The organism is Mesorhizobium sp. M0029 (genome assembly GCF_040323735.1).
Lineage (GTDB): Bacteria > Pseudomonadota > Alphaproteobacteria > Rhizobiales > Rhizobiaceae > Mesorhizobium.
On record NZ_JAMYVF010000001.1, the window covers coordinates 110670 to 133282 of the forward strand.

Genomic DNA, 22613 nt, shown 5'->3' on the forward strand with positions numbered 1-22613 from the left:
GATCATTGTCACAATAAAGCGAAAAGCAGGGATAAGGTTAGTTCCCGACGGCGCAGATGCGCCTACGGTTCGAGCAGTTTCGCGAATTCCGGTGTGAACAGCGCTTGTGCTTCGGAGACCGGCATTTCAACGAGATCGTCGCCGCAAGCCTGGATGACGTTGGGCAAACCTTGCAGCCCGAAGACCAGAACCTGCCTGTCGCCATCGCGTTTCAGGCTGGCGCCGAGATAGTCGCTGATCAAATCGTCGATGCCGCATTCGGCCTCGTAATCCACCTCGGTCTGGTCGCTTGGCTTCTTGCGCTTCTCCTTGACGAAGGTGGCCAGCGAGGGGCCTGGCTTGCCGTCGACCGTATCGGAAAACATGTCGTGAAGGGTAAGCAAGGCGCCACGGCGCACGTCCATGACATAGGCGTCGGAATAGTTGTTCGGATGCGCACCGCCGCAATAGAGGCTGCCGGATTCCGACCAGCTCATCAGCTTCGGCGTCAATGACGTCACTTTGGACGTCGTGTCTTCATAGCCGCCAAGCGAATCGTCATCCATGCCCTCCATCGGCGGCCCGTCGTGGAAACCGGCATATTGCAGCGCCGCGCACGTCAAGGCGCTGAGGCTGTCATGCCAATGGCGGTTCTGCAGCAAGGCATTGGCGGCTTCGATCGGCGCACTGCCGGCGAGATCGACGATGCGCGGCCTGGCGAATTTGGTGCGCGGATCGGTGACATAGTTGTAGGCTGCATCCGGCCAACCTTCCTTGGCGTCTGCCTTGGGCGCAAAATCCAGCTTGAGATAGTCGTAGGGCGATGCCGCCATGGTGATCGGCGCATCGTCACCCGAGAATGTCATGTCGGTGAAATCATAGAGATCGCGTGGCGTCGTCGCCGGCGTCTTTGTCTGGGCACGGCTGGCGATCCTTGTCAGCTTCAGCGGCAGGGTCTTTTTGGCCGTCCAGGTGCCTTCCAGCGTCTTGCCCTTGTCGGCGGAACTCAACCGCCAGACGGCGCCGATGGGTGGAGCCTGGCCGTCGCCGCACTTCTTGGCATCGCAGGCTTCTTCCTCGGCCAATTGAAAGGTGGCGCCCTTGCTCGACTTCGCCTGCAGAGGAATATCGATGCCCTTGGAGCGGTAGAAATAGCGCGCCGCCAGTGCCTCTCCAGCCGTCGCCGGATCGCCGGTAAACTCGACGACGATGTCGATGTTGCCGAGCTTGCCGGCATAGGTGACGGGGTCGGCGAGCGCCGTTGCCGGCAACGCCAGCAATGCACCGAGCAATACGGCTTGCTCCAGGATTTTTCGGATCATCGTCACTCCAGCGTCATGGCTTGCAGGCGTTGCACCAGCCTGTCACGGTCTGACGTCATCCCCTTATAGTCGAGTTGAGCCTCATCCAGCGCCTGCAATTGCGCCGCGAAAGAGGCGGCAAGCGTTGCCCGGTCGGGATGCCGCGCCAGCACTTTCAGCGGGTCGAGGTGGATGCGGATGGTGAACAGGATGTCGCGCGACAGAGGCAGTTTGCGCAGCGTCTGGCGCTCGACGCGGATGAAGGCGTGGGTGTTGACGTCGCCGTCGGGAAATCGCGAGGGGCGCCTGGTGGCGCGGTCGATGCGCTCGACATTGGAGAGCGGGTGATAGAGCGCGTCGCCGGCCTGGATCGACCAGTTGAAGCGTTCGACGGCCTGACCCTGCAGGCCGTCGAACATGCGGTTGATGAGCTCGGCCGGCCTGGTGCCCGGACCGAAGCCCGGCACCGGTGCGTGGATCTGCTGCAGCGGCCGGCCGAATTTTTCGACCAGCGACCATGATGACGGGAAGCACAGCGAGCCGGCGGCGAGTCGCCAGCCCGTGTCGTCACGGCGCATCAGGATCAGGTCTTCCTGGACGAGCAGCGACGCTGCGACCAGCGGGGCATCGGGGAAGGTGGCGTCAGAGTCGGCTTTGGCGCCAATGACCTCAACCCCGGCATTGGTGCGCCGGTACATCCCGGGAAATGTCGACAGCAGATGTGCTTCGATGAGGCCGCGCACTTCGCGCTGGGTGTCGCGCGTGCCGTCTTCCTCGACAAACACCTTGTCGGGAATTTCGGCATAGAGCCGGCGCTTTTCGGCGAGATGGTCGAAGAGATACCGGTCGACCTCGATCCACTTGTCGAGCTCGAGCGGCTTCAGCCCGATGGTGAAGAGCTTTGAGGAGCCATCATAGGGCGTGTGCGTGGGCTGACGAGAATTCATGCTTCGCTAGAAAGTGTCCAATGCCGGCGGTTATTCTCGCAGCCGCTTCGTATCAGGCCAATGTTGCCGGGATCAAGCCGCGCAGAGAATTGCCGACGAACAGTGTTTTGGCGGATTTCAACTCGTCATAGCTGTGGATCGCCTCCTGGGCGCGCCCTTCGTCCAGCAGCTCGGCGCGCAATACGCCAGGCAGCAGGCCGCAGTCGAGCCTGGGTGTCATCAGCATGCCATCACCGAAATCGGCGAAGACGTTGGTGATGGTGCCTTCGCAGATTTCACTGCGCTCATTTGCGAGCAACACTTCGTCGGCCTGGGTGATCAGATATTCGGAGCGGGCGTGAGTGTAGACTTGCCGCCGGCCGGTCTTGTGGCGCAGCAGCGTGTCGGTGGAGGAGAGCCGGACCCGCGCCAGTCGCAGCCGCCAGACCTTGTCGGCGGCGAGTGGCTCGTAAGGCTGAACAGAAACCGTCACCTCGCCATTGCGCTGCAGGACGAGCCGGGTGCGCAGCGCCGTCTGCTGCGCCCCGATAGTATTCGCCAGCACCTCGCCGATCCGCTGCGGATCGCAGGCAAAGCCGAGTTCTTCCGCCGACCCGTAAAGGCGTGCGAGATGGCGTTCGAAGCGCAGAAAGCCCTGGCCGGGCTCCCAGCGCATCGTCTCGATCAGCTCGAAATCGGCGGTGTCCCCGTCGCGAAGCGCGCCTTCAGCAGACACTCCTGATACTCCTCTTGCGCGGTCGAATCGAAGACGACGCCGCCGCCGACATTGTAAACTGCCTCGCCACTGGAAAAGAGCGATATAGTGCGGATCGCCACCGAAAAGCGCATCATGCCGCCAGGCGCGATCCAGCCGATGGCGCCGCAATAGACGTCGCGCGGTGTGTCTTCCAGCTCGTGCAGGATTTCCATCGCGCGGATTTTCGGCGCGCCGGTGATCGAGCCGCAGGGAAACAGCGCGCCAAAGATTTGGCGGATGCCGAGATCAGGCAGAAGCTTCGCCCGCACACGGCTCACCATCTGATGGACGGTCGGGTAGCTCTCGATGCGGAACAGTTCCGGGACTTCCAGCGTGCCGACCTCGCTGATCAGCGAGATGTCATTGCGCAGGAGATCGACGATCATCCGGTTCTCGGCCTGGTTCTTTTCGTCGCTGCGCAAGAAGGACTTCAACCGCGCGTCCTCGGCCTTGGTCGCGCCGCGCGGTGCGGTGCCCTTCATCGGATGGGTTTCGATCATGCCTAAGGCATTGATCTCGAAGAACAGCTCGGGCGAACGCGACAAGACGATGGGATCGCCGAGCGAAATCAGCGCGCCATACTTGACCGGCTGGCGTCCTGTCAGTGCGTCGAAGGCAGCAAGCGGATCGCCCGACCATTGGGCACGGACCGGAAAGGTCAGGTTGCCTTGGTAGCAATCGCCCTTGCGGATGTGGTCGTGAAGGCGCGCGAAGCGTTTGGCGTAGTCCTGAGCGGACCAACTGGCCTTGGCGTCGAAGATGGGGCCATTGGTGGCCGGCGCATCGTTGCGCGGCACGGCCTCTTCGACCGGAGCATCGAACACACCCAGACAAACCAGTGGCGCGCGCCGGCCTTCAGGCAGCAGCGGCACCAGTTTCGGTTCGAGCAGATAGCCCGCTTCGTAGGAGAAATAGCCGGCCAGCCATTTGCCGGCATCGCTCGCCGCCTGCGCGGCCACCAGCGCCGGCAGAAAATCCTTGGCATCATAGGCAATGATGATGTCGGCCTGGTGGTCGAAGACCAACTGACGGCCGCTTTCATCGTTGCGGAAAATGGCAGAGGGCAGGGGCATGGGGCTCGGGTACTGCGGTCGATGACGCCAGAACCGCTCTATATGGGGGCCGGGCGGCGTGCAATCGAGGGAGCGGCGTCGCAGGGCGCAAAGACAGTGGCGAATGCAAAAACAAAGACGGCGCCCGAAAGCGCCGCCTCTGGTTATGTTGCCGATGACGGATCAGCTGTTGTTGGCGGTCCCGGCGCTCGGGAATTGGCGTGCGAACTCCTTTTCGTCGCCGGTGGCAAGCAGCTTGGCCTGCTCGACCCACTTTTCGCGGGCGATGCGGCCGTCGAAATTCAGCGTGTCCTCGATGCGCTTGACGTCGGCCGCGGTCCAGCCGGCGATCTGCGCGTAGGTCGTGACGCCAAGGCCCTTGAGCAGTTTGTCGTTGACCGGGCCGATACCGATCAGGCGGCGCAGATTATCGGCCTTCCCAGCTGCCGGGGCGGCTTTCTTCGGGACGGCGGCGGGCTTTGAAGCAGCGGCTTTGGGCGCGGCCTTGGCGGCGGCAGGTTTGCTGGCCGCTGGTTTTGCGGCCGCGGATTTGGCCGCAGCTGGTTTGGCCGCGGCGGGTTTGGCGGGGGCCGGTTTCGCGGCCGGGGCGGACTTGGCCTTTGCCGCTGTCGATACCAGCGTCGCCGGCGCCGAACTTGAAGGCTTGGCGGATGGAGCTGATGTTTCACGCAGCCGGCGTTCGAGATCGGCGCGGGTCTTGCCGCAGGCGTCGAGTTCGCCAGTCAGACGATCGGCGTCGGCGCGCAGTCTGTCACGCTCGCTGCGGGTGCGGTCGAGATCGCCGCGCAGGCTGTCAAGTTCGCCGCGCAGCCGGCCCCAGATAAACCAGCCAACCAACACGCCTACAAGGAACGCCAGGACAATGTAAAAGAAGGTCATCGTCTCTCTCCAGTCGGATCCGTCCGCCGCCGTCCCAAGTCATGACCTTGGCAGATCGGATCATCCAATGTGGTTCGGCGGCTCAGGGAACAGCCGGTCTGTCGTCGACTGTCGTAGTTCGGCTTTGCCGCCCATTGCCAACCGTCGCTGTCGCATCCGCCAGGCCGCTGCCATGGGCCGGGATGCTGTCCGGCCTTAAGCCGCGCGCCCGGCTGAGCTTCGGTCGGAAAGCTATCATACGGCTTCGGGAAAGCTAACGGAAAATTTCGCCGGAGAGTTATTCAAGAACAGGTATTTAGAACAAGAACAGCGCTGCCGTCACATGCATTCCGGCTAAACTGTTCTGCGATTCAGCAAAGTCGAGACCGCTGCTGAACCTGTCACTCTGCGCCATCGGTCCAATGGGTGCGCGCATTAACTGTCGAGCGCTTCCAACTCGTCGATCAGGCCGCCGATCACGCCAAGCCCGATCTGCCAGAAGGCGGGGTCGGTGGCGTCGAGGCCGAAGGGGGCGAGAAGTTCGGAGTGATGCTTGGTGCCACCAGCGCGCAGCATCTCGAAATACTTATCCTGGAAGCCGTGCTCGGCGTTCTGGTAGACCGCGTAGAGCGAGTTCACCAGGCAGTCGCCAAAGGCATAGGCGTAGACGTAGAAGGGGGAGTGGACGAAGTGCGGGACGTAGGTCCAGAAGACCTCATAGCCCTCGCGCAGCTTGATCGCCGGCCCCAGGCTTTCTGCCTGCACCTCGAGCCAGAACTGGCCGAGCTTGTCGGAGGTCAGTTCGCCGTTCTTGCGCTCTGCATGCACCTTGCGCTCGAACTCGTAGAAGGCGATCTGGCGCACGACCGTGTTGATCATGTCCTCGACCTTCTGGGCGAGCATCGCCTTGCGCTCGCGCTTGTCGGTGGTCTGGTCGAGCAGCGAACGGAAGGTCAGCATCTCGCCGAACACCGAGGCCGTCTCGGCCAAAGTCAGCGGCGTCGAAGCCATCAGGGCGCCCTGGCCGCCGGCCAGCACCTGATGCACGCCGTGGCCGAGTTCATGCGCCAGCGTCATCACATCGCGCGGCTTGCCCATGTAGTTTAGCAGCACGTAAGGGTGCGCCGAAGGCACGGTCGGATGGGCGAAGGCGCCGGGCGACTTGCCGGGCCTGACCGGCGCGTCGATCCAGTTGCGGTCGAAGAAGACGCGGGCGATCTCCGCCATATCGGGGGAAAAGCGCTGATAGGCCGACAGCACGGTGTTCCTGGCATCATCCCAAGGAATCACCGCTTGCGGCGTTTCGGGCAAGGGGGCGTTGCGGTCCCAGTGGTTCATCACCTCCATGCCGAGCCAGCGCGCCTTCATCGCGTAGTAGCGATGAGACAGGCGCGGATAGGCCTCGCGCACGGCCAACGCCAGCGCATCAACCACGCTGCGCTCGACGCGGTTGGCGAGATGGCGGGAGTCGGCGATGTCCTCGAAGCCGCGCCAGCGGTCGGAAATCTCCTTGTCCTTGGCCAGCGTGTTGGTGATCAGCGTGAAGGTGCGCAGGCTCTTGCGGAAGGTTGCGGCCAGCGCTTCGGAGGCGCGGCGGCGGACCTCCCCATCGGCGTCCTGCAGGCGGTTCAGCGCCGGCTCCAGCGTCAGTTCCTCGCCGTCTATGTCGAAGCGCAGATCGGTCATCGTCTCGTCGAACAGCCGGTTCCAGGCACCGCGTCCGGTGATCGATTTCTCATGGAACAGCTGCTCGACCCGGTCCTCGAGCTGGTAGGGCTTGTCCATTCTGAGGTCGAGCACCCAGGGGCGGTAATGGGCAAAGCCGGCGTCGGCGGCGAGGGCTGCTTCGAGCGCCTTGTCGTCGATCAGGTTCAGCTCCAGCGCGAAGAACAGAAGATGCGCGCTGGCGTCGGTCATCTTCTCCTGGATGTCGCCATAGAGCTTTGCGCGCTGCGGATCGGCGGTGTTGCCGGCATAGATCAGGCCGGCATAGGAGACGATGCGGCCGATCAGTTCCTCCAGCGCCTCATAGGCTGTCAGCGCCTCGCCAAGCCTGCCGGCGCTGCCGCGCTCGGCCTCCGCAGCCAGCGTGCCCTTCCAGCGGTTCTCGAAGGCGACGGCATCGGCCGCCGCCTTGGCAAGGTCGCGCTTCAGTTCGGGCGCCTCCATGCCGGAATAAAGATCGGCGAGATTCCATTCCGGCAGGTCGCCGAGTTCCGCCGCGCCCTGACCGGACGCTACCGCCGCAAGCTGCCGACCGAGAATCCTGCTCATCAACAATTACCTTCTGGAATCAAGGGGAAAGGACAAGCCGGTCAAATCCTAAGGAATTCGTTCACCGGGTTTTTTGAAACCTTGTTTAGAACCCTGTGCCAAGATGATCCATGGGAATTTCCCAGGCGGGCAACTCAAATCAGTCATGACAGGTTCCATTCTTATAGTCGATGACGATCCCGTGCAGCGCCGGCTGCTCGAGGCGGCGGTGACGAAATTCGGCCACAGCGCCATCGTTGCCGATGGCGGCGAGGCCGGTCTGAGCGCGCTTGACGGACCCAATGCGAGGGATATTTCGGCAGTCATCCTCGACCTTGTCATGCCGGGCCTCGACGGCATCGGCGTGCTGAAGGCGATGCGCGAGCGCGGCATCACTGTTCCCGTCATCGTGCAGACTGCGCAGGGCGGCATCGAAACGGTGGTTTCGGCGATGCGCCACGGCGCCTTCGATTTTGTCGTCAAGCCGGCGTCTCCCGACCGGCTGCAGACCGCGGTCGGCAACGCGCTCAAGGTCGAGGCGGTCGAGGACGAGGTCAAGCGCACGTCGCGGCGTCGCGGCGGCCACCTGACCTTCAAGGACATGATCACGCACAGCCCGGCGATGGACCGGGTGATCCGCCTCGGCCAGAAGGCTGCGGCCTCCAACATCCCGATCCTGATCGAGGGCGAATCGGGCGTCGGCAAGGAATTGGTGGCGCGCGCCATCCAGGGCAGCGGCGAACGCCGCACAAAGCCGTTCGTCACCGTCAATTGCGGCGCCATCCCCGACAATCTGGTCGAATCGATCCTGTTCGGTCACGAAAAAGGTTCGTTCACCGGCGCCACCGAAAAGCACACCGGCAAGTTCGTCGAGGCGCATTCGGGCACGCTGTTCCTGGATGAGATCGGCGACCTGCCGCTCGACGTGCAGGTCAAGCTGTTGCGCGCCGTGCAGGATGGCGAGGTCGATCCGGTCGGCGGCCGTTCCACCGTCAGGGTCGACATCAGGCTGATCTCGGCCACGCACCGCAACCTTCTGCAGCAGGTCAAGGACGGCAAGTTTCGCGAGGACCTGTTCTACCGGCTCAACGTTTACCCGATCGTCGTGCCGCCGCTGCGCGACCGCCGCGACGACATCCCCTATCTGGTCAAGCATTTCATGGACAAGGTGGCGCCGGCGGGCAATCGCCTGCACGGCATCTCGGATGCCGCACTGGCCATGCTGCAGGCCTATGATTGGCCGGGAAACATCAGGCAGCTGGAAAACGCCGTGTTCAGGGCCTCGGTGCTTGCCGAAGGCGATGTGCTCACGACTGACGAATTTCCGCAGATCCGGGCGCAGGTCGACGGCACCGTCAATCTCGACGCCGATGCGTCCTTGTCGGACCCCGGCATGGCCTTGAGCACCGGATCGCAAGGCGATGGCGCGCAGACTGATGACGCCGGTACTGCAGCTGCCGAGCTCGCCCCTCCGGCCAGGTTGCTTCAGCGTTTCGGCACGCTGCGGGCGCTGGACGAGCGTGGCAATGTGCGTGCGCTGGCCGATGTCGAACTCGAAATGATCAAGCTCGCCATCGACCATTACAACGGCCAGATGAGCGAGGTCGCACGGCGTCTCGGCATCGGCCGCTCGACGCTCTACCGCAAGCTCAAGGAATACGGCATCGACCCGGAAACCGGCCGCCTCGACCGCCTTGCCTCCTGAACGCCGAATTCCACAGCTTGCCAACGCAAGGCCGGGACCAGCTTGCCATGCCGCATCCGGCGCTGCATAAGCGGTTGGGGCGGGAATATGGCTGATGCGGACAGCGTTGTTCACGCATTAAGGCCATCGGTAACAGATCGTGTAGCGGGAAAAGGCTGAATCTTGATCTAAACCAGCAGTTTACCAAGAAATCCTGTGTATTATTTTTGACGGGATATCGCCACGGTGTTACCGCATTTCGGCTTCAATAAGCGATGATTAACCATTAGGATCGATATTCGGATGTGAGAACCACGCATCCGTTTGGACAAATCCGGGGACAAACGGCAGCCTGCAAGGCCTTTTGATTTGAACAAAGTCGAACGACACAGAAACGGGCGGCGCGATCACATGGGCGTCTGGCCGAGATGGCTGGCAGCGTTGATCGTTGCGTTCGCTTTCCTCGCCGCAACTGCTGCCGGCGCCAGCGCTGAAACGCGCTCGCTCAAGCTCTATCACCTCCACACGCACGAAAAGGCCGAGATCGTCTACAAGCGCAATGGCCGCTACGATCCGGCAGGCCTCAGGAAGATCAACATCATCCTGCGCGACTGGCGTCGCAACGAACCGACCAAGATGGATCCGCGCCTGCTCGATCTGGTGTGGGAAGCTTACCGGCAGGCCGGCGCCACCGACTACATCCAGGTCGTCTGCGGCTATCGCTCGCCGTCGACCAATTCGATGCTGCGCAGCCGCAGCCGCGGTGTCGCCAAGGAAAGCCAGCATATGCTGGGCAAGGCGATGGACTTCTACATTCCGGGAGTGCCGCTGAAAAAGCTGCGCAACATCGGCCTGAAGATGCAGGGCGGCGGCGTCGGCTACTATCCGTCGTCGGGGTCGCCCTTCGTCCACATGGACGTCGGCAATGTGCGGCATTGGCCAGGCATCAGCCGCCAGGAACTGGTCAGCCTGTTCCCCAATGGCAAGACGCTGCATGTGCCGAGCGACGGCAGGCCGTTGCCGGGTTATGACCAGGCGCTCGCCTCCTACAAGGCGCGCAAGGGCGCCGGTTCTCCTGCCATCATGATGGCCAGCGCAGGCGGCAGCACCAAGAAATCCGGTGGCTTCCTGTCCGCGTTCTTTGGCGGTGGCGGTGAAGACGAAGCCGACGACAGCGCCGATGTCGCTACCGCCGCGCCGCCGCCGAGAAGCGTGAAGCCGGTGCTGGCTGCCACGAGCAACAACAACAGCAATCTGCCTGGCATCGCGATCGTGTCGCCGCAGAACGCCAAGCGCGCCAACATTCCGCAGCTTGCCGACGACAGCGCTGACGATTCGGAGCCGCAGGACACGCCGGAGACGATCATCGCCGCGCTGCCCGCCAAGGAAGTGCCGCTGCCCGCTTTCGCACCGCGGCCGAAGGCCGATGTCGGCGCGCAACAACCTGAGACCGTGCCGTTCGGCGTGGCCGATGCCACCACCGAACAGACGGTGGCGACGGCGCAGGCGCCGGCCAATGTGCCGTTCGGCACGGCCGATGCGAGCAATGCCGACCAGGGGGCCGATCAAGCTGCCGCTCCGGCGCAGGTCGCGGTCAACGTCCCGTTGCCGACCTGGCGTCCCGACCGCTCTTTGCCGCCGGCTGAGCTTGCGCCGCAGGACAAGGGCGTTCTGCTGGCGCTGGCCGATACGGCTGCCCACAAGCAGACCGCAACCGACGCGTTCTCGGTGCTGCCGTCGCAGCGTCCGGACGAGGTCAAGGCGGTTCTCGAACAGGCAAGCGCCGCCGATGCAGCCGGTGCTACCGACGACTATCAGGTTGCGTCGCTTGAGCCGCGCTCGGCTTTCAACGATCCGTCAGGTGTCGATGCCGCATCGCCGCGCGGTGCTATTGCTGCCCGTCCCGCCGGTACCGATCCAGCCTCGGTGATCGGCGCCGGCGTCAAGACGACACGCAAGGAAGCAAGGGCTTCGGCTCGCGACCTGAAGCCAGGACCGAAGGCAGTGGTGGTGGCGGCCGAACCGCAGGCGGCGCGCTGGGCGCTGAGCAGCGGCGACAACATCGCCACCGTTTCCAGCCCGACGACAGCGCCGCGCTATGCCTACAACATCGTGCATACGCCGCCGAGCGAGGTCTACACCGCAGGCTTCCAGGCGAACAACCAGATGGCCGATGCCAACCGCTTCACCGGCAATGCCGTAAAATTCCTTTCGGTCGCCCGCTTCCAGACGAAGTAGGGCGTGACCCGGTCAATATCGAAATCGAAGCCGCGCTGGGCAAGCCGTGCGGCTTTTGCTTCTAGCGAGATATCGAGCACTGGCTTCCATCGCCACAGAATGCTAACCACCAAACTGCATTCCCGCTTCGTCTAATGGTAGGACAGCGCCCTTTGAAGGCGTGAATCGTGGTTCGAGCCCATGAGCGGGAACCAAAATCTCAACGCGTAGCAAACCCGGTCGGCGCAGCTGGCGGGTTTTTGTGCCGAGTGCAATTCCGGGAACACTGTGATTTTCCCGGGAAAGCGCGGAGCGCTTCCCTTGGGAATTGCGCAAAGACAAAGTAGCGGAGGTTATTTTCCGAGCTTGCTCGCGGTCTGTGCGAGCGCCTCGATCTCATCCCACTTGCCGGCCTTGACCAACTCGTCCGGCGCCACCCACGAGCCGCCGACGCAGATAACGTTGGACAGGCTGAGATAGTCGGCCGCGTTCTTGGCCGAGATGCCGCCGGTCGGGCAGAATTTCACGTCGGCCAGCGGCGAGGCAAAGGCCTTCAGCGAGGCGATGCCGCCGGATTGTTCGGCCGGGAAGAATTTCAGGAACCGCAGGCCGGCCTCGCGGGCAGCCATGATCTCGCCGGGCGTGATGGCGCCGGGCAGCAAGGGAACGTCGCTGTCCTTGGCCGCCGCCAGCAACTCTCGCGTGATGCCGGGGCTGACGATGAATTTCGAGCCAGCGGCCGCTGCCTCGTCGAACTGCTTGGCATCGAGAATTGTGCCGGCGCCGACAATGGCGCCCTCGACCTCACCGGCGACGCGGCGGATCGCTTCCAGCGCATCGGCGGTTCTCAACGTGATCTCGATTGCCGGCAGGCCGCCGGCGGCCAGCGCCCGGGCGAGCGGGACGGCGTCCGCGACATTGGCGATCTTCAGCACCGGAATGACCGGCTGGCCATTGAGCAGCGACAGGAGCGTTTCGGTCTTGCTGAGCATTGGCTTGTCTCTCCCTAGGTGATTTCAACCGATTAGCAGAAGGCCGATTCCGAGTCCACGAAACCCGGCCTGCCGCGATGTCACATGTCGGCCAACGAGCCTGCTGGCGAATACCGACGAAGTGTCTTTAGCTCTGCCTTGAATCCGCTTTGACCACGGTTTAGTGGCTTGGCGATGACCAACCGTGAACCCGTGCGCGTTGCCGCACTCTACAAATTTGCGAGGCTGGGCGACTTCGAGGCGCTGCGGGTCTTGCGCACGCCACTTGCCGCCTTCTGCTGCGGGCGCGGCATCAAGGGCACATTGCTTCTGGCGCAGGAAGGTATTAACGGCACGGTCGCCGGCAGCGAAACCGACATAGCCGACCTGATCGCTTATCTCGAGGCCATCGAGGGTCTTGCCGATCTCGAGGTCAAATACAGCACTGCCGCCGAAATGCCGTTTCATCGCATGAAGGTGCGGCTGAAGCGCGAGATCGTCACCATGGGCGTCGAAGACCTCGACCCGGCGACGGGTGCGGGGACCTATGTCGCGCCGGCCGACTGGAACGCGCTGATCTCGGACCCCGGCACCATCGTCATCGACACTCGCAACGCGTACGAAGTGTCGATCGGCACGTTCGAGGGCGCGGTGGACCCGCGCACGTCACGCTTTCGCGAATTCCCGGCCTGGGTGGAAAAACACCGCGACCAACTCGACGGCCGCAAGGTCGCGATGTTCTGCACCGGCGGCATCCGCTGCGAAAAGGCGACGGCCTATGTGAAGTCGCTCGGCTTCAAGGATGTGTTCCATCTCAAGGGCGGCATCCTCAGATATCTTGAAGAGGTCCCGGCCGAAGACAGCCTGTGGCAGGGCGAGTGTTTCGTCTTCGACGAGCGGGTCTCGGTGTCGCATGGGTTGACCGAAGGCGAGGCCGAACTCTGCCGCGCCTGCCGGCATCCGCTGACGCCGGAGGACCGGCTGTCGCCGCATTTTTCCACCGGCGTGTCATGCCCGCATTGCTACGAGGCACGCTCGGATGAGGATCGCACCCGCTATGCCGAGCGCCAGCGCCAGGTCGAACTTGCGCAGGCGCAGGGCAGGGGACATATCGGCAGTTAAGTGCCGCCGACGCCCTGACTGGATCACCACACGACAGAATAGCGGTCGATCACCCACAGCCATGTGCCGTCGGCCTGCCGGCGCGCGACCTCTGAGGTTATCGAGCCGTCGGCAAGCCTGGTCGACGTCAACGCGAGGTCGCCGTTAATGGCCGCCGGGCGCTGCTCGCCGCGCTGGAACTTTCGTCCGCTCGCGGCAAAGGCTTCGAACAAAGCGCGGATCGCCTCGTGGCCACGCGTCAATTCGGCTGCTCCGGTGTCGATGACGGCATCGGGTTGGAACAGCGCCACCATGCCGTCAATGTCTCCGGCCCACTGCCGGTCGATCAACAAACGTTCCAGATCCTGCGGATCGCGCGCCGGTTCCCGGCCAGGTTGATCGGTCACGGCAAGGTTCCTCCCTCGGCAATGCCGCGGCGACATTAGCGCAAGCCGAGGCCGGTATCGACACACCGATCACCGATTTGCGGCATTGCCGGCGCCGATAGTAAAGCGCGTCTCCGTCATTGTAATGTCAGTGTGCGGGACCTACCTCTGCAACGTCCAAAACCTGCCCGTTCACGTTTGGCGCGGGCCCTTTTCTGGAGGCACCATGTTCGACCCCAAGAAGCTTCTCGACGATCTGCTCGGCTCGCAAGTTCCCGGCACAACCGGCACCGTTCGCGACAAGGCCGGGCAGGCTGTGCAGATGGCCAAGGACAATCCGCTGGCCGCCGGTGCGCTGGCCGCGGTGCTGCTTGGAACCGGCACGGGACGGCAGGTCACCGGCACGGCCGTGAAGCTCGGCGGACTGGCTGCGATCGGCGGTCTCGCCTACAAGGCCTACCAGAATTACAAGGCCGGCAATGCACCCGAGCAGGCGCCGGCGGCCGGCCAGCCGGAATTGCTGCCGCCGCCCGCCGACACCGGCTTTCATCCTTCACAGGCGCCACAGGGGGAGGACGAGTTCACGCTGACCCTGGTGCGGGCGATGATCTCGGCGGCCAAGGCCGATGGCCATGTCGATGACGCGGAACGCCAAAAGATCGCCGGCAAGCTCAGTCTGGCCGGCATCGGCACGGAAGCGGAAAAGTTTCTGATGGCCGAGCTGGACAGCCCGCTCGACCTCGATACGCTGGTCGCAGGCGCCAAGACCGATGAGCAGAGGCTCGAGCTCTACACGGCGTCCCGACTGACGATCGACCCCGATACGCGCGCCGAACGCGGCTATCTCGACCTGCTCGCCGGCCGGCTCGGCCTGCCGGATGCGCTCGTCGATCATGTCGAGGCGACGGTGTCGGCGGCCAAGGTGCCGGTTCCGTCAGGCACGGCGCCGAACCCGCGCTGGTAGACAACGCAGCCGCGCGGGAAAAGCGTTAACTTCTCGTTTACCGAGGAAGCGCATGATTTTAGTCAGTCGGATCGGCTTTTCCTCCTCCCAAGCCCGGTTCAGATCAGGGCGGTCGCCAATGACCGCCCTTTTTGTCGGACCGATCACATAAAGCGCGTCGCGCTTCATGTTTTTGTCCTGATGCATGTCGTTCGCTCAAAACCGGGGCCACTTTTGAGCGACATGCATTAGTGTCCGGCTTGCCATGATCGCCTTCATTTGCGATGGGTCGGTGCATTCGGATGCACCCCGATCTGTGCCGGGGATGCGCGGCGCGCAGGAGCAAAATCCATGACAGCCCTCACAGAGAAAACCGTCATCGTCACGGGTGCCGGCACCGGCATCGGCAAGAGCGTCGCCACGGCGCTGCTCAAGGCGGGTTGGAACACGGTGTTTTGCGGCCGCCGCAAAGCGGTGCTCGATGCCGCCATTGCCGAGGCCGGGAAAACGGATGCCAAGGCGCTGGCGGTTGCCTGCGACATCAGCAAGGCCGGCGAAGTCGATGATCTGTTCGAGACGGTGGCCGCAGCCTTCGGCCGCGTCGATCTGCTCTTCAACAATGCCGGCATGAGCTACAAGTCGACGCCCATCGACGAGATCCCGGTCGAGGTCTGGAACGATATTGTCGGCGTCAATCTCACCGGATCGTTCCTATGCGCTCGCGCCGCCTTCGGCGTCATGCGCAAGCAAAAGCCAATGGGCGGCCGCATCATCAACAATGGCTCTGTGTCGGCCTATGCGCCACGGCCGGGCTCGGTGCCCTACACCGCGACCAAGCACGCCATATCGGGGCTGACCAAGACGCTGGCGCTCGACGGCCGGCCCTATGACATCGCCTGCGGCCAGATCGACATAGGCAACGCGCTGACCGATATGGCGCACGCAATGACGGTCGGCGTGCCGCAGGCCAATGGCACCATCGCCGCCGAAGCGGTGATGGACGTCCAGCGCGTCGCCGACGCCGTCGTCCACATGGCCAGCCTGCCGCTCGACGCCAACGTGCTGTTCATGACCGTGATGGCGACCAAGATGCCGTTCGTGGGGCGTGGGTGAGCAGCCGAAGGCCTAGTTCTTCAAAAACGCCTCGATCCGCTCCAGCGCGTGCAAGATGTTCTCTTCGGAATTGGCGTAGGAAAGCCTGAGGTAGCCTTCGCCGAGAATGCCGAAATCGGGGCCGCCGATCAGCGCCACGCCGGCCTCCTCGAGCAGTGCCGAGGCGAGCTTCTTGGCCTTCCAGCCGGTCTTCGAAACATTCGGGAAGGCATAGAATGCGCCCTTGGGCGTGATGCAGGAGACGCCGGGCAGCGCGTTCAGCCCCTCGACCACGATCTTCCTGCGGTTGTCGAAGGCGCGCATCATCTTGTCGACATCGTCCTGCGGGCCGTCGATGGCGGCGATGCCGGCGAACTGGCTCGGCGCATTGACGCAGGACCAGCAATTGACCGCCAGCTTGCGGACCTTGTCGTAGAGATGCCCGCCCTTGTCGCCATTCGGCCAGATCGACCAGCCCATGCGCCAGCCGGTCATCGCCCATGTCTTCGACCAGCCGTTGAGCACGATCAGCCGGTCGCGAATTTCCGGAAAATTGAGCAGCGAAAAATGCGTCTCGCCGTCATAGGTCATGACGTCGTAGATCTCGTCGGACAGGATAGCGACCTGCGGATGCGCCTGCAGTCCCTTCACCAGCTTCTCGATCTCGGCGCGCGGCGTGACGCCGCCGGTCGGGTTGGCCGGTGAGTTGAGGATTAGCAGCCTCGTCTTCGAGGTGATCAGCGCCAGCGTCTCTTCTGCCGAGAAGGCAAAGCCGTTCTCCTCGCGGATCGGCACCGGAATGGGCGCGGCGCCGGTGAACTCGATCATCGAGCGATAGATCGGAAAGCCTGGGTCTGGATAGAGGATCTCGGCGCCGGGTTCGCCGAACATCAGGATCGCCGCGAACATGGTCGGCTTGCCGCCGGGCAGGATCATTACATTTTCCGGCGAGACCTCGACGCCGGTGGTGGTCAGCGTGCGCCGCACCACCGCTTCGCGCGTCGCCAGCAGGCCGTTGGCCGGGGTGTAGCCATGGTGACCGTCGCGCAGCGCCTTGATCGCGGCGTCGACAATGTGCTGCGGCGTTTTGAAGTCGGGCTGGCCGATGCCGAGATTGACGATATCGCGGCCCTGTTGAGCCAGTGCGGTCGCCCGCGCCAGCACGGCAAAGGCGTTTTCCTCGCCGAGGCGGTCGAAGGCCGAAATCGTGTGGAGCATTTTTCCCGTCCGTGTGGTTCTTGCTGTTGGGTCGCGTTTTTGTGAGCGTCTGCTCACAAAAGTCAAACGGATTGGAGTTTTGCGTGTCGGAAAATCTCAAAGATTGGCAAGCGCGTCCGCGACCCGAGCGCAAGCCCATTGACGGCCGCTATGTCCGGCTCGAACCGCTGAGCGCCGAAAAGCACGGCGATGGCCTTTACGAGGCGTCGTCGGTGCCTGACATTGACGGCCGCTTTGCCTGGTTGCCCGACTATCCGCCGCAAACCCGCGCCGATTTCCAGCCATGGCTGGACAAGGTCGAGGCGAGCGAGGATCCGCTGTTCTTCACCGTCATCGACAAGGCCAGCGGCAAGGTCGCCGGGCGACAGACGCTGATGCGCATCGATCCCGCCTATGGCGTCATCGAGATCGGCAACATCTATTGGGGGCCACTGATCTCGCGCAAGCCGGCAGCGACCGAAGCGCAGTTCCTGTTCATGAAGTACATTTTCGACGGGCTGGGCTATCGCCGCTATGAGTGGAAATGCAACAACCGCAACGACCCTTCGAAGCGCGCGGCCGAGCGGTTCGGCTTCAAGTTCGAGGGCATTTTCCGCCAGCATCTTGTGGTCAAGGGGGAAAACCGCGATACGGCATGGTACTCGATCATCGACAAGGAATGGCCGGCGCTGCGCAAAGCCTATGAGGCATGGCTCGATCCTGCCAATTTCGATGGCGAAGGCCGGCAGAAGCGGCGGCTCGAGGATTTCCGCGCCGAGTTCGGCGCGTAACAGGAGTTTTTTCCGATGGCGCACAGCCATGATCATGGTTTGCATGCTGGGCATGGCGCCGGCCACGTGCATGGCTCGACCGACAAGAAGCGTGTGCTGATCGCAGCCTGCCTGACCGCCGGCTTCATGGTGGCCGAAGGGCTTGGCGGCCTTTTGACGGGATCGCTGGCGCTGCTGGCCGACGCCGGCCACATGCTCGCCGACTCGATTGCGCTTGGCCTTGCCTGGTACGCCTTCCATCTTGGCGGGCGGCCGGCGACGGTGCGCCTCACCTACGGCTTCGGCCGAGTCAAGACGCTGGTTGCCTACACCAACGGCATTGCCATCTTCGCGATTGCGCTGTGGATCGTCTACGAAGCCTGGGGCCGGCTGATGACGCCGGCGCCGGTGCTGGGCGGGCCGATGCTGGTGGTGGCGATCGCCGGCCTTCTGGTAAACTTCGCCTCGTTCTTCGTGCTGCATGGCGGCGACCACGACAGCCTCAACATGCGCGGCGCCATCCTGCATGTGCTGGGCGACCTGCTCGGTTCGGCGGCGGCGATCGTGGCGGCGCTGGTCATCCTGGCCACCGGCTGGACGCCGATCGACCCGATTCTGTCGGTGCTGGTCTCGGTGCTGATCCTGTCCACCGCATGGTCATTGATGCGCGAAGCCGCCCACGTCCTTCTCGAAGGCGTACCGGCAAGCCTCGACCGCGACATCATCGCCAAGGACATTGCCGGCACCGTCAAGGGCGTGCGCGAGGTGCACCATATGCATGTCTGGTCGCTGGACGGCTCCAGCAACATGGCGACGCTGCATGCCTGCCTCAACGATGGCGTCGATCCGCACCAGGCGGTCAGCGCCATCAAGAAGCGGCTCGCCGCCGAACACGGCATCAGCCACGCGACGGTCGAACCGGAATTCGGCCAGTGCGCCGACAGCCATGACGAGCACGATCATGACCACGACCATGGTGCGCCACCGCATCACGGCCATTATCACTGACAGGGAATTTCATGGCATTGGCATCCGAGTTGACGAGTTCCCGCTGTGGCGGGGCGGCATGATGGATCGCGACACGCGAAACGCGCTGATTGCCGCAGCCTGGATCATGCTGCTGTTCGGCATCGCGGCGTTCTATCTGCCGACCGTGATGCTGGCCGTCGGCAATGTCTCGACCGTACTTGCCGGCATCGTCGGCATCGCCTTCGTGCTGGCATTCTTTCTGGTGTTCTGGTTGCGGGGCCGCAGCCAGAACAAGGGCAAATAAGAGGCTTTGAAATGCGCATCCTGATTACTGGCGCCGCCGGCATGGTCGGCCGCAAACTTGTCGACCGGCTGGCCAAGGACGGCACGCTCAACGGCCGCAAGATCACCGGGCTCGACCTGCACGACATCGTGCCGCCGCAGGCGCCGGCGATGGACGGCGTCAGCATCGCCACGCATACCGGCGACCTTGCCGACGCCGGTGCTGCCGAGAGCCTGGTCGCCTCACGCCCCGACGTCATGTTCCATCTCGCCGGCATCGTGTCGGGTGAGGCGGAAGCCAATTTCGATCTCGGCTACCGCGTCAATCTCGACGGCACACGGGCGCTGTTCGACGCCGTGCGGCTGGCGGGCTTTTCGCCGCGCCTCGTCTTTACCTCGTCGATCGCGGTGTTCGGCGCGCCGTTCCCGGATGTGATCCCGGACGATTTCCACCCGACGCCGCTGACCTCCTACGGCACGCAGAAGCAGATGAGCGAAGCGCTGCTTGCCGACTATTCCAGGCGCGGCTTCTTCGACGGCATCGGCATAAGGCTGCCGACCATCTGCGTGCGGCCGGGCAAGCCGAACAAGGCGGCGTCTGGTTTCTTCTCCGGCATCATCCGCGAGCCGCTGAGCGGCCACGAGGCGATCCTGCCGGTGCCGCGCTCGGTGCTGCACACCCATGCCAGCCCGCGCTCTGCGGTCGGTTTCCTGATCCATGCCGCTGGGCTCGACTGTGCCGCTGTCGGGCCGCGCCGCAACCTCACAATGCCCGGCGTTGCCGTCACCGTCGGCGAGCAGATCGAGGCGCTGGAGCGCACTGCAGGCGCCGAGGTGGCGAGCCTGATCCGTGAGGAGCCCGACGAAACGATCTGGGCGATCGTCAAGGGTTGGCCGACGCGCTTCGAGGCGCGCCGTGCAAGGGACCTCGGCTTCAGCGCCGAAAACAGTTTCGATGAAATCATCCGCGCTCATATCGAGGATGAGCTGGGCGGAATGATCGCGGGTCAGGCCTGACCCGCCGAGGTCACACAGCTCCGGACAGGCTCGCCGACAACAGCAACAGCCCGAACAGGAAGACGAACGCGGCGCCGCCGATTTCGACGAATGTGTGGATACGGTTGCCCATGCGGCCATCGCCGGCGAAATAGACCGCCCAGTTCTTGGCTGTCACGGCGATCGTCGCCAACGCCGAGACTGTGATGGCGGTGCCGATAGACATCGCCAGCACCGACAGCAGGCCGCCGAGCCACAGGCCGTTGAGCAGCGCGAAGCTGAGCACAATCAGCGCGCCGGAGCAGGGGCGGATGCCGACGGCGGCTACAGCCGACCAGGCCGTGCGCCAGTCGAAGCGATCGCCCGACAGCAGCGCCGGATCAGGCGCATGCGAATGGCCGCACGTGTCGCAGACCTCGCCGGCCGGTTGATCGTGAGCGGCGTGATTGTGATGAGCGTGGTCGTGATGGGAATGATCGTGTGTGTCGTCGTCGTGCGCGGCGTGATCGTGATGATCATGCGAATGGTCGTGATGCACATGCAAGGCATGCGCCTGCGCCGCGTGGCTGTGACCGGCATGCGAATGGCCGCCATGGCCGGCGTGGGCTGCCGACAGGCTGTAGGCGGGCGCCCTGCCGAACCAGCGCTGGACCGTGGGCCCAAGCTTGCGCCACAGCAGCCAGGCGCCGAACAAAGTGACGAAGACATAGCTCATGATCTCCATGAACCAGGCTGCGTCGGTCATCGAGATCGCGGTGCCGCGCAGGACGAAATAGGCAAGCAGCATCACCAGGATCGCGGTCAGGCCCTGCAGCAGCGCCGAGACGAAGGACAGCAGGATACCGCGCCTGAGCGCCACTTCGTTGGCCACCATGTAGGACGAGATGACCGCCTTGCCGTGGCCGGGGCCTGCGGCGTGGAAAATACCATAGGCGAAGGACAGGCCGATCAGCAGCCACATCTTGCTGCCGTCCTCGCGCATCGCCTTCATCGCGGTGGCCAGTGCGCGGTAGAATTCCTGCTGGCGCAGATTGATCCACATCAGGATGTGGGCGAACGGGCCGGTGGTGGGCGCCATGCCGTCATTGACACCGATGCCGAGTGAACTCTGGGCATGGGCCTGCCCGAGAAAGTGCGTCATCAGCAGGGCAGCGGCCACGAGGCCGAATGCCAAACTCAGGGACGTTTTCATCACCGGATCTATCCTTCTGGCGGGCAATTCAGTTCGAGCTTGGTGGCGAAGATCTTGCTCATGTCGGTGCCTGTCGGGTCGTTGAAGAACGCGTCCGTCAGGGTCTTCTGGTTTTCCTTGATCGCCTCGTCTGGATCAGGCCGGATGACGCTCTTGGTGCAGTTCGAGGGCAGGCCTTCCACCGTGATGTTGCTATCCTCGGTGAAGTCGATCGCTGTGTAGAAGGTTGGATCGTAGACGCCGAAATCGATCTTGCCGGCGAGCTTGATCGGCACCTTGGGTTCGGATTCGAACAGGATGATCAGCTGGTCGTTTTCGAAATTGGCCATAAGATGCGGTGGCGGCGTCATCGGCACGTCCTTGCCGTCGACGGTGACGAGCTGGAAATAATTGAACTCGGCCAGCGAGGCATGAACGGTGTCGGCGACATCCTTCAGCTCCTTGTCGTCAAGCTTCAGGTCGGAGTTCTTGTCGAACTCCATCATCACCGTACTCGAAAACAGATCATCGAAACGCCAGAGGTGACGCAGCGCTTTCACACTTTGGTGATCCGGCGAGAGGATCACGTCGAGGCGGGCCTCGGCGAAGACATGAGGATGCGCGCCAGCCGCTCCGACGGAGGCAAAAGTCGTCGCCAGGGCCGAAGCCAGCATGATTGCGTGCCGTTTCAGATGCATTCTCGGTCGCTGTTCCATCGGCCTCGGAGAGATTTCGAGAGGTTACCAGAAACGGGGCGAAATTGGGACCGCGGCACGGCAGGACCGGCTCAAGCGCTCTCGCGGTTCTTGAACCATTGCACCAGGAAATCGACGAAGACACGGACCTTGGCCGGCAGATAGCGACGGTGCGGGTAGACGGCGAAAATGCCGCTGCCCGACTGGATGCGGTCGTCGAGCAAGGACACCAGCAGCCCGGATGCGAGGTCGGGCGCGGCGATGAAATCCGGCAGGATGGTGAAGCCCAGACCGGACACGGCGGCGGCTCGCGCGGCCATCGGGCTGTTGACCTCGATCGGACCCGATACGTTGACACTGACTGACTCCTCGCCATCGCCCCTGAAGCGCCAGTTGGCGAGCGAGCGGCCATTGGTGTCGACGATGCAGGGCAAGTTGGCGAGATCCTGCGGGCGCGTCGGCTTGCCGTGCTTGGCGATCAGCTCCGGCGAGGCGCAAAGCTTGATCGAAAACGGCCCCAGGCGGCGGGCGATCAGCGATGAGTTCTCCAGGCGCGAGATGCGCACGGCAAGATCGAAACCTTCCTCGACCAGATCGACAAAACGGTCGTCGAGATGGATGTCGAGCACGATGTCGGGATGCTGTTTGGCGAAGTCGATGAGCGACTGGCCTATCGGCGCGTCGGCGAAGGTGCGCGCCGCGGAGAGCTTGATCCTGCCGCGCACGTCGCCGGAGGATTCGCGCACGGCGTCGGCTAGGCTGTCGACCTCGCGCACGATTTCCGAAGCGCGGCTGTAATAGGTATGGCCGGCCTCAGTCAACGAGAACTGCCGCGTGGTGCGGTTGAGCAGCAGCGCGCCGAGTTCGTCCTCGAGTTCGCGCACATATTTCGACAGCAGCGCCTTGGAGCGACCGATCTTGCGCGCGGCCGCCGAAAAGCCTTCGGCCTCGACGACGTCGATGAAGGCGCGCATGCGGGTCAGTGTATCCAT

Annotated in this window: 22 protein-coding genes and 1 tRNA gene; 10 read left to right on the plus strand and 13 right to left on the minus strand. The window is 63.5% G+C overall.

What is annotated here, in order from left to right; genetic code table 11:
- Positions 1-62: 62 nt before the first annotated feature.
- The 6 genes from NKJ76_RS00525 to NKJ76_RS00550 all read right to left on the minus strand — a co-directional run bounded on the left by NKJ76_RS00525 (position 63) and on the right by NKJ76_RS00550 (position 7168).
- Positions 63-1301, minus strand: coding sequence for a hypothetical protein (locus NKJ76_RS00525; RefSeq protein WP_352536546.1), 1239 nt, complete (start codon positions 1299-1301; stop codon positions 63-65).
- 2 nt (positions 1302-1303) lie between these two features.
- Positions 1304-2227, minus strand: a complete 924-nt coding sequence (locus NKJ76_RS00530; RefSeq protein ID WP_352536547.1) for a heme-dependent oxidative N-demethylase family protein — start codon at positions 2225-2227, stop codon at positions 1304-1306.
- Positions 2228-2279: 52 nt separating this feature from the next.
- Positions 2280-2942, minus strand: coding sequence for an aminotransferase class IV family protein (locus tag NKJ76_RS00535; protein ID WP_031192935.1), 663 nt, complete (start codon positions 2940-2942; stop codon positions 2280-2282).
- Complete coding sequence (locus NKJ76_RS00540; RefSeq protein ID WP_352536548.1) at positions 2891-4036, minus strand: aminodeoxychorismate synthase component I; 1146 nt, start codon at positions 4034-4036, stop codon at positions 2891-2893. The genes NKJ76_RS00535 and NKJ76_RS00540 overlap by 52 nt, the downstream gene beginning before the upstream one ends.
- Positions 4037-4198: 162 nt before the next feature.
- Entirely contained in the window at positions 4199-4915 is a 717-nt protein-coding gene (locus tag NKJ76_RS00545; protein WP_352462022.1) for a helix-hairpin-helix domain-containing protein, read from the minus strand.
- Positions 4916-5329: 414 nt separating this feature from the next.
- The gene (locus tag NKJ76_RS00550; RefSeq protein WP_352536549.1) at positions 5330-7168 is read right to left on the minus strand and encodes a M3 family oligoendopeptidase; all 1839 of its coding nucleotides are present in this window, start codon (positions 7166-7168) and stop codon (positions 5330-5332) included.
- Positions 7169-7313: 145 nt separating this feature from the next.
- Between NKJ76_RS00550 and NKJ76_RS00555 the strand changes: the two genes are divergently transcribed.
- The 3 genes from NKJ76_RS00555 (at position 7314) to NKJ76_RS00565 (ending at position 11263) form a co-directional block, all read left to right on the plus strand.
- On the plus strand, positions 7314-8852 hold the full coding sequence (locus NKJ76_RS00555) for a sigma-54-dependent transcriptional regulator (protein ID WP_023671940.1): 1539 nt from the start codon (positions 7314-7316) through the stop codon (positions 8850-8852).
- A gap of 390 nt (positions 8853-9242) precedes the next feature.
- Positions 9243-11069: a peptidoglycan L,D-endopeptidase MepK gene (mepK, locus tag NKJ76_RS00560; RefSeq protein ID WP_352536550.1), complete on the plus strand. Its 1827-nt coding sequence runs from the start codon at positions 9243-9245 to the stop codon at positions 11067-11069.
- A 120-nt stretch (positions 11070-11189) separates the two neighbouring features.
- Positions 11190-11263 (plus strand) — tRNA-Gln (locus NKJ76_RS00565).
- 138 nt (positions 11264-11401) lie between these two features.
- Here the strand turns inward: NKJ76_RS00565 and NKJ76_RS00570 are convergent.
- Entirely contained in the window at positions 11402-12040 is a 639-nt protein-coding gene (locus NKJ76_RS00570) for a 2-dehydro-3-deoxy-phosphogluconate aldolase (RefSeq protein ID WP_023701045.1), read from the minus strand.
- 174 nt (positions 12041-12214) lie between these two features.
- Between NKJ76_RS00570 and trhO the strand changes: the two genes are divergently transcribed.
- The gene (gene trhO / locus NKJ76_RS00575; protein WP_352536551.1) at positions 12215-13141 is read left to right on the plus strand and encodes an oxygen-dependent tRNA uridine(34) hydroxylase TrhO; all 927 of its coding nucleotides are present in this window, start codon (positions 12215-12217) and stop codon (positions 13139-13141) included.
- A gap of 23 nt (positions 13142-13164) precedes the next feature.
- On the opposite strand, the gene NKJ76_RS00580 is transcribed toward trhO, so the two are convergent.
- On the minus strand, positions 13165-13527 hold the full coding sequence (locus NKJ76_RS00580) for a YybH family protein (protein ID WP_023701047.1): 363 nt from the start codon (positions 13525-13527) through the stop codon (positions 13165-13167).
- 205 nt (positions 13528-13732) lie between these two features.
- Here NKJ76_RS00580 and NKJ76_RS00585 point away from each other — a divergent pair, with 205 nt between their 5' ends.
- Positions 13733-14470: a tellurite resistance TerB family protein gene (locus NKJ76_RS00585; protein WP_023671935.1), complete on the plus strand. Its 738-nt coding sequence runs from the start codon at positions 13733-13735 to the stop codon at positions 14468-14470.
- Here NKJ76_RS00585 and NKJ76_RS00590 read toward each other — a convergent pair.
- Positions 14441-14656: a hypothetical protein gene (locus tag NKJ76_RS00590; protein WP_352536552.1), complete on the minus strand. Its 216-nt coding sequence runs from the start codon at positions 14654-14656 to the stop codon at positions 14441-14443. The genes NKJ76_RS00585 and NKJ76_RS00590 overlap by 30 nt on opposite strands.
- A 144-nt stretch (positions 14657-14800) precedes the next feature.
- On the opposite strand from NKJ76_RS00590, the gene NKJ76_RS00595 reads away from it, so the two are divergent.
- Positions 14801-15562, plus strand: coding sequence for an SDR family oxidoreductase (locus NKJ76_RS00595; protein WP_352536553.1), 762 nt, complete (start codon positions 14801-14803; stop codon positions 15560-15562).
- 12 nt (positions 15563-15574) lie between these two features.
- Here the strand turns inward: NKJ76_RS00595 and NKJ76_RS00600 are convergent, their stop codons facing one another.
- Positions 15575-16759 (minus strand): pyridoxal phosphate-dependent aminotransferase, encoded by a 1185-nt coding sequence (locus tag NKJ76_RS00600; RefSeq protein ID WP_352536554.1) that lies wholly within the window; start codon positions 16757-16759, stop codon positions 15575-15577.
- Positions 16760-16842: 83 nt separating this feature from the next.
- Between NKJ76_RS00600 and NKJ76_RS00605 the strand changes: the two genes are divergently transcribed.
- The 4 genes from NKJ76_RS00605 to denD are packed head-to-tail and all read left to right on the plus strand — an operon-like array spanning position 16843 to position 19776.
- Positions 16843-17529: a GNAT family N-acetyltransferase gene (locus NKJ76_RS00605; RefSeq protein ID WP_023710954.1), complete on the plus strand. Its 687-nt coding sequence runs from the start codon at positions 16843-16845 to the stop codon at positions 17527-17529.
- A gap of 15 nt (positions 17530-17544) precedes the next feature.
- Positions 17545-18516: a cation diffusion facilitator family transporter gene (locus tag NKJ76_RS00610; protein WP_023728397.1), complete on the plus strand. Its 972-nt coding sequence runs from the start codon at positions 17545-17547 to the stop codon at positions 18514-18516.
- Positions 18517-18574: 58 nt separating this feature from the next.
- On the plus strand, positions 18575-18781 hold the full coding sequence (locus tag NKJ76_RS00615; protein WP_023686390.1) for a hypothetical protein: 207 nt from the start codon (positions 18575-18577) through the stop codon (positions 18779-18781).
- A gap of 11 nt (positions 18782-18792) precedes the next feature.
- Positions 18793-19776, plus strand: a complete 984-nt coding sequence (gene denD / locus NKJ76_RS00620; protein ID WP_352536555.1) for a D-erythronate dehydrogenase — start codon at positions 18793-18795, stop codon at positions 19774-19776.
- 10 nt (positions 19777-19786) lie between these two features.
- On the opposite strand, the gene NKJ76_RS00625 is transcribed toward denD, so the two are convergent.
- The 3 genes from NKJ76_RS00625 to NKJ76_RS00635 all read right to left on the minus strand — a co-directional run bounded on the left by NKJ76_RS00625 (position 19787) and on the right by NKJ76_RS00635 (position 22613).
- Complete coding sequence (locus NKJ76_RS00625; RefSeq protein WP_352536556.1) at positions 19787-20947, minus strand: nickel/cobalt transporter; 1161 nt, start codon at positions 20945-20947, stop codon at positions 19787-19789.
- An 8-nt stretch (positions 20948-20955) separates the two neighbouring features.
- Positions 20956-21624: a DUF1007 family protein gene (locus NKJ76_RS00630; RefSeq protein ID WP_023725173.1), complete on the minus strand. Its 669-nt coding sequence runs from the start codon at positions 21622-21624 to the stop codon at positions 20956-20958.
- Positions 21625-21713: 89 nt separating this feature from the next.
- On the minus strand, positions 21714-22613 hold the full coding sequence (locus NKJ76_RS00635; RefSeq protein WP_023671925.1) for a LysR family transcriptional regulator: 900 nt from the start codon (positions 22611-22613) through the stop codon (positions 21714-21716).

Bases quoted from the DNA above. Each gene is read 5' to 3' on its own strand.
- NKJ76_RS00550 (WP_352536549.1), bottom strand. From the start codon at position 7,168: ATGAGCAGGATTCTCGGTCGGCAGCTTGCGGCGGTAGCGTCCGGTCAG.
- NKJ76_RS00570 (WP_023701045.1), bottom strand. From the start codon at position 12,040: ATGCTCAGCAAGACCGAAACGCTCCTGTCGCTGCTCAATGGCCAGCCG.
- NKJ76_RS00555 (WP_023671940.1), top strand. From the start codon at position 7,314: ATGACAGGTTCCATTCTTATAGTCGATGACGATCCCGTGCAGCGCCGG.
- NKJ76_RS00610 (WP_023728397.1), top strand. From the start codon at position 17,545: ATGGCGCACAGCCATGATCATGGTTTGCATGCTGGGCATGGCGCCGGC.
- NKJ76_RS00530 (WP_352536547.1), bottom strand. From the start codon at position 2,227: ATGAATTCTCGTCAGCCCACGCACACGCCCTATGATGGCTCCTCAAAG.
- NKJ76_RS00545 (WP_352462022.1), bottom strand. From the start codon at position 4,915: ATGACCTTCTTTTACATTGTCCTGGCGTTCCTTGTAGGCGTGTTGGTT.
- NKJ76_RS00615 (WP_023686390.1), top strand. From the start codon at position 18,575: ATGATGGATCGCGACACGCGAAACGCGCTGATTGCCGCAGCCTGGATC.
- trhO (WP_352536551.1), top strand. From the start codon at position 12,215: ATGACCAACCGTGAACCCGTGCGCGTTGCCGCACTCTACAAATTTGCG.
- NKJ76_RS00540 (WP_352536548.1), bottom strand. From the start codon at position 4,036: ATGCCCCTGCCCTCTGCCATTTTCCGCAACGATGAAAGCGGCCGTCAG.
- mepK (WP_352536550.1), top strand. From the start codon at position 9,243: ATGGGCGTCTGGCCGAGATGGCTGGCAGCGTTGATCGTTGCGTTCGCT.
- NKJ76_RS00600 (WP_352536554.1), bottom strand. From the start codon at position 16,759: ATGCTCCACACGATTTCGGCCTTCGACCGCCTCGGCGAGGAAAACGCC.
- NKJ76_RS00630 (WP_023725173.1), bottom strand. From the start codon at position 21,624: ATGCATCTGAAACGGCACGCAATCATGCTGGCTTCGGCCCTGGCGACG.
- NKJ76_RS00590 (WP_352536552.1), bottom strand. From the start codon at position 14,656: ATGCATCAGGACAAAAACATGAAGCGCGACGCGCTTTATGTGATCGGT.
- NKJ76_RS00525 (WP_352536546.1), bottom strand. From the start codon at position 1,301: ATGATCCGAAAAATCCTGGAGCAAGCCGTATTGCTCGGTGCATTGCTG.
- NKJ76_RS00585 (WP_023671935.1), top strand. From the start codon at position 13,733: ATGTTCGACCCCAAGAAGCTTCTCGACGATCTGCTCGGCTCGCAAGTT.
- NKJ76_RS00625 (WP_352536556.1), bottom strand. From the start codon at position 20,947: ATGAAAACGTCCCTGAGTTTGGCATTCGGCCTCGTGGCCGCTGCCCTG.
- NKJ76_RS00595 (WP_352536553.1), top strand. From the start codon at position 14,801: ATGACAGCCCTCACAGAGAAAACCGTCATCGTCACGGGTGCCGGCACC.
- NKJ76_RS00635 (WP_023671925.1), bottom strand. From the start codon at position 22,613: ATGGATACACTGACCCGCATGCGCGCCTTCATCGACGTCGTCGAGGCC.
- denD (WP_352536555.1), top strand. From the start codon at position 18,793: ATGCGCATCCTGATTACTGGCGCCGCCGGCATGGTCGGCCGCAAACTT.